Genomic DNA, 6,191 nt, shown 5'->3' on the forward strand with positions numbered 1-6,191 from the left:
AGTAAAATTTTAAACACTGACAGTGCAATCATTCATGCGCTTACAACTCGAAAGTTTTGAGCTATAGACTGCACAAATAAAATATACATCAATTAAATTATAATTGATAGTCAATATAACAAATTTTCTTCCATTTTTAGTTTTTGCCTTTGTTATCTACATCACTTTAAAAAAAAGTAAAAGAGCTCAAAACTTTCGAGTTACGATCACTTGTTAATCCACTTTTTACCCAATAATTCTTAAAAATTCAGATTTTACGCTACAATTAATTAATTCAATCAACACTGTCTGATTTTTAGTTCCTAACTAGTGGCTGCTTTCACCAGTCACTTCTTAGGCATCTGTGCGCCTCCTTCCATTGTTTCCGGCGTCTCTCTTCTTCCAACACCAGCTTAACAAGTTGACCCCGCGCAAAGGAACGATAATGTTCGTTATTTAACAAGATATTTTTAACAGTGCATACTTATTTACATTATAGGTATTAATCTGTACATATAATGTAAAAAGCTATATTTATAGGTAAATAAGGTCTTCAAACCCAAAAGTAGCCTTGAAACATCCGGCGTATTGCCAGTAAGTCCCAAGACTACTTATAGGTTATTTATTCAACTAATTAGTTTAAGCTTTGATGATTTTCCCAACTGCAATTGGTAAAGTAACGTGGGCATCGTAGTTCATGACAGTTCCTTGAACAGTAGCCGGTAGCTTCAAGGTATCCGGCACACCATGAATATAAATGACCCTTTTATCGAGCTGCAAATCGTCACTGCCAAAAGCGGCTTTAAACGCTGTCTGCAATTCCTTCAGATCAACGAGTTTGTCATAAGCATAGTGACCTTCTGCATCAGCCACTGGGTAACTGTCATTTGGCACATGCATCTTGGCCGGTTCAGCGTCAAATGGCACCATCGTTGTACCGGAAACCGGTTCTGTTTCTGGCAGATCAACGAAACCGTCACCATTAGCATCTTGTGCCGCTGTGGCGATTTCTGCTGGCTTACCATCCGGGAATCCGTGGAAATGTTCCCAATGCTGCACATTAGAAGGTGTATCAAACATATCGATATGAATCTTCATTTGCGCACCATCAATCGTGAATGTCGCGGCACCGTGCGGCGCGGTGCCAATCTTCTCAGCGTTCAATGGCACAATTTCTGCTTTATACTTTTCAGCCATGCAAAGCACTTCTTTTAGATTTAGACTCAGTTTCTGTATAGTGCTAACTGGAACGACTCACAATCTATTGCATTTCAAAAGTGAGGTTGCAAGATTATTTGGCCAATTGCAATAACCGTTGGCGCAAAGCAGGATCAGCTGCGTAAAGATAAAGCCCGTGCTTCGCCCTCTTCAGCAGAATATTAATGGCATTCATGATAATCGCGGCTTTAGCGTCGGTGGTGTCGGCCAAATCCGGGCGCTTTTTGAATGCTTCCTTGTCTTGGTACTGCGCCAGATCAACCGTAAGTCGGTCTTTTGAGGGATCATAGCCTAGACTCGGCCCTAGAATCACACCTGCGTAATTCAAGTCAAAGCCTTGAATAGTATAAATGGAACCAACTTCATGCAATGTCTCAGGACGTTGTGCCCACGGGCGATCGGTGAAGTTGATCTTGTCCCAAGGCAACCGCAGAGAGCCAGCTTGGACATACCAGGTTTTACCATCGAGCACTGTGAATGGATAGTCAGCTGTAGCGATCATGCGCGAAAGGCCGGTTTCGGCATTGCGCCGCTGAATGAGGTCATACATCGGCTGACCATCAGAAAAAACTTGAAAATCAAAATGTTGCGGATGTGGCAAAGGCAACATTTTTCCACGAACAAAATGATCAATCCAATCATTCACCGCCGTATCGCCTCCCCGCATCTATTCGGTCAGATGATAATGTGTCACTGCGTAATCGCGCGTCACTCTTTTCAATAAAGCAGGTGTCCAAAAACTCTTTAGCTTGACTAGCTGGTGGAAATCGAACACGAGCACCACCACTCGAGCCAACTGAAGAATATCAGCAAGCTGATTATGCCCACGGAATTTATTATACGGATCAGGCGTCGTCAGTAGTAAATGGCCTTCATCGATCAGCACGACATCTGCCCGCTTACCGGCTTTGCGGTACGCGTTAATAAATGGTGTTAGTTTCATGGTAGATTGTAAAATTAATCCGAACAGCGTTCGGATTAATTTTACAATCTACCATTTACTATGATTATTAGTAACTATTTTGCCTCTACCCAACCGTGTGTCAATAAGCTCGTTTTTTTTTCATCAGCAAGATCTTGACTGGGAATTGCAACTGCTAATAAGTACTTTGGACGACTTAATGCTACATATGCTAGTTTAAGACAATCCCGCTGTAACTGTTCTATTTCTGGATCCGATGAAAAATCTGGTCGGTCTCCTAGTAAATAAGGAAAGATAGTTTTGAAGAACTTATTGATTTTGTCTTCTTCATTAAACTTCATGTGTACACATGAAGTTAGTAAAAGCAGTGTCGATCGATGTGTTTCACCTTTAACTCCGTGAATTGTTGCAAATTCTCGGTGGACTGTCGATAAATTCATTCTTTCAGGTTCACCTTCTAGGTTGCTAACGTCTTGAAGCAGATGCTTGCATTCTCTTTGCAAATAAGCTTCTGAAATAGTTTCTGAACCAATTAGACTGTACAAATGATATTGTACCTCGTTCAATGAAATATTTTGTTTTGCGAGTTTCTGGATGACATCTGCTAATTCAAGGTTGCTATCATGATTATTACGGATTAGTACTGATTCTTCCATAAAAGAAACGCCATTCGCATTGGCCAATAATTTGATAACCAATGCATAAATTTCACTGACACTTCTTTCATGAGCTCGTTGCTCTGAACCTTCTTTGGAATATTTGGGTTCAACTTTTATAATGTCACTGTGCATTATTCCGACAATAGCATCTGGTTTCTGCAATATACGAAAATTTGGATTTGAACTGGCAGCGTCTTCGATCAGCCGAGTATGCTTTTCCTTGAGTTCGTCTCCAGTTTCATATGTCATAAAATACTTCGGAAAGAAATTTAGTTCTTGATTCGAATGGAATTGTTCATATTCCTGAACACAAACATGTTTAACTACAGCAGCAATTAAACTGCCAAACCTTGTAGTTTCAGAGATTTCTTTAGTCTGGTAGAATTCGTTATCGGGTCTCGGGTTCCAAGAGTCCTCTGTCTCGGATCCATAGATAGTATATAATGCTTGATACGGATCTCCAAATCTTTGTACATTCAACTGTTTGCCATTAGCCAGACCATTTATAATGGCAAACTGAATCCAATCGGTATCTTGAGCTTCATCGATCATTAAGTATGAAAATCGTTTCTCAAATGCCACGCTCAACTCGTCTCTATGTTTACTTAGATACCAATAAGACAATGATTTGAGATCAGAATATGAAACATAGCCATCCCTTAACAGCCATTCGCATGCACGATTAATGGCATATTGACAACGCTGATTCTGGTGTCTGTTAGTGTAATAAAATGATCCGTCATCTAAAATTACTAGCTTGCACCCATTTTTGGACGGCTTAGGTACGTTCCAATCTGAACGATAGTCCTTAACAATTCTCCTAAAATTTTTATCATACTTTTCATAGAACTTTTCATCATCTAAAAGCTTAAGCGTCACACCGGGTAGGACCGTGGCAAATGCAGTTTTACCTAAAAATTTATCCATGAAACTTTGAATAGTTCCTACAAAATTTGGATATTCAATTTCATCCACACCAGCAAGCTTCAACCGTGCTAAAATCTCTTTTACAGCAACATTGGTATGTGTAATACAGCAGATGCCTTTATCTTCGTAGTTGCGAGTGGTCAATAACCTTAACACCTTCGCTGCTAATACGGTTGTTTTACCTGATCCAGGTCCAGCTACGACGTCAATTCGTCCTATTGCTTGAATAACTTCTCGCTGTTCCGCTGTAAAATGCGCACCGTGCAACAATATGCTTTCAATTTGCATCAAGTTCAATCTTGTTCAACCTCCTGCCCACTTGCAAACTTAATCGCATTAATTAAATACTTGCATTCTTCATTTTGTGAATGTGTTGTATCGCCAATAATTTTATTTTTCAGCTCTTCCTTTTCATCTTGACTAAGACCCATAATTAGTTTTGCTAATTGTTCACTAACCTGTGTTTTTGAAACCGAGCCTTTGTTCAAGGCTGCATACGCATTGTATGCAGCCTTATTCGGACTTGTTTTATAATCTTCTTCAAATTTTTTAATAAGTTTTTCCCGATGATTTTCTCTAACGAATTGTGTTTCAGCTATCGCTTGAATCGTAAGATGACGCAAAGAGCTACGCAAAAGACTGTACTCCAAAGTCCATAATGGCGACATGAATACTTTACTATTGGAACTAAATTCTTCGTATTTTTGATTGAGACACTCTTGCCTTTCTGCTGTCTTACTGGCCCAGTCAGAATCAGATCGGAATTTTTTTACTTGAATAATTAAATTCTTAATTTTAGTATTTTCAAATCTTAGTTTAAAAGCAGCTACTAATTCAGCAAAAGTCGCATACTCCTCTCCGAACAAGTCAACATTCAAATCGCTAGGGCCACTAATCAACTCCTGGATTTTTTCAGCGCTCTCTGAATCGATACCATACACAGTCGGATTAATATCTGAATCTGTAATTATAGAGATAGGGATACCAATTTTTTCTGATTTTTCTTTTTGAGAAAACAGTTTAATATATTGATTAAAGCTTGTCCCGCCAACGTTTACAATTGAGATACCAGAACGATGTAACGGTAAATTTATTAAATCTGCCAGGGCTGGTAATAAAATATTTTCCGCATATCCCTCCACCAAAATAATTCCTTTTGCAAAGAATAGGTTACTCTTTGTTGCATCTAAAAATCGATTCAAAAAATCATAATCAGCTTCCTCAAGCATGGTGTCCTCAGGTGCCATCGAATAGGCTTTATTAGCGTTCATATATATCAGCGATCTTTGATCTATCGATGCGGTCAGTGCAACACTATGTGAAGTCAATATAAACTGCTGAGATGAATTATCCTCTGTGCTAAGAATATAGCGCTCGATGTATTTAATTAGTCGTATCTGAGCCTGCACGTGCAAGTGCGCCTCTAATTCCTCTATAAGCATAATGTTTGGACCATAAACCACTGAACTTGAATGATCCTTTAGCAGCGCTAACTCGGTCGAAATGTACAACAGGTTCAAGTTCCCCAATCCCAAATTGACGCTTTCTGAACTTAAACTTAGCTGTTTGAATATTTGATCAAGTGTAACTTGTGTTAGTTGAAAGCGCGTGTCACTTTTATCCTGATCTTGACTATCAAATAACTGCCTCAATACCGAATGAAGTTCTTTATTAATTGATTGTTTTTCCAAATTATTATCAGAAAGATGATCGTTATCTTTAGGTGGATTCGATTCACTTGGAAAGCCATCTGAGAGATATCCCTCTATTATTGCGTTGGCTTCCTCCAACGCTTGGACAAGTTTTAATTTATGTTCTGGGTGATTTCGAAACTCCGAGTGTGCTGCAAGTAATTGTGGCAGATGTGAGCGAAAGCCAGGAGTTAATTCATCTGTTGCATTTCTCAGAGCTTTTAAGTATGTAACACGTAAGTATACTCGTGCCCCACTTGCTAACGAAGATTCTGCACCTTCATCTCCTGCAACTAGATTTCGATCTAAATATTGACGTCCAGCTTCACTCGTTTTGCGCTCAACTGTTAGTTTTACATGTAACTCATATTCATTATTATCGTCAAACGACAGCCACTCTAGAAAAGTTCCAGCCTCGTACTTGTTGAGACTACAAAATACAGCCTCAATCTTAAAATCATTTGAAAACTCGGTCCCGTCAAAATAGAAATCCTCGTCTTGAATACTGGTTCGATCATCGCTAACTGTTCCAAGCAACACTTTAATTGCATCGATAACTGCAGTTTTCCCTGAATCATTTTCACCGACAATGATATTCAAGCCCGGATGAAATTTTACTATCAATCCAGGTTCCCCATTCACCTGAGAAACAAATTTTCGAAAATCATACAGTTTAACAGTTTTTAGAAACACTATACATTCCTCCCTAGGGACATTCTACTATCCCACTCATTATGCAAAAATACGACTAAATGCTCGAAAAATTCGCTTATAACCAGATGACCTACACACTAA

At 39.0% G+C, this 6,191-nt stretch carries 3 protein-coding genes and 1 pseudogene; all 4 read right to left on the reverse strand.

Going from position 1 to position 6,191, the window contains the following annotated elements:
* Positions 1-618: 618 nt before the first annotated feature.
* Positions 619-1,176: a hypothetical protein gene (locus ACWP87_RS13510; protein WP_014569090.1), complete on the reverse strand. Its 558-nt coding sequence runs from the start codon at positions 1,174-1,176 to the stop codon at positions 619-621.
* 94 nt (positions 1,177-1,270) lie between these two features.
* Positions 1,271-2,140 (reverse strand): annotated as a pseudogene (locus ACWP87_RS13515) (DUF2075 domain-containing protein); the annotation flags it as partial.
* A 74-nt stretch (positions 2,141-2,214) separates the two neighbouring features.
* A complete protein-coding gene (locus ACWP87_RS13520; RefSeq protein ID WP_223804813.1) occupies positions 2,215-3,993 on the reverse strand; it encodes a UvrD-helicase domain-containing protein in 1,779 nt (592 codons plus the stop codon).
* A gap of 5 nt (positions 3,994-3,998) precedes the next feature.
* Entirely contained in the window at positions 3,999-6,089 is a 2,091-nt protein-coding gene (locus ACWP87_RS13525) for an ATP-dependent nuclease (RefSeq protein ID WP_014569094.1), read from the reverse strand.
* Between the last annotated feature and the right edge of the window lie 102 nt (positions 6,090-6,191).

The organism is Lacticaseibacillus sp. 22, from assembly GCF_055413445.1.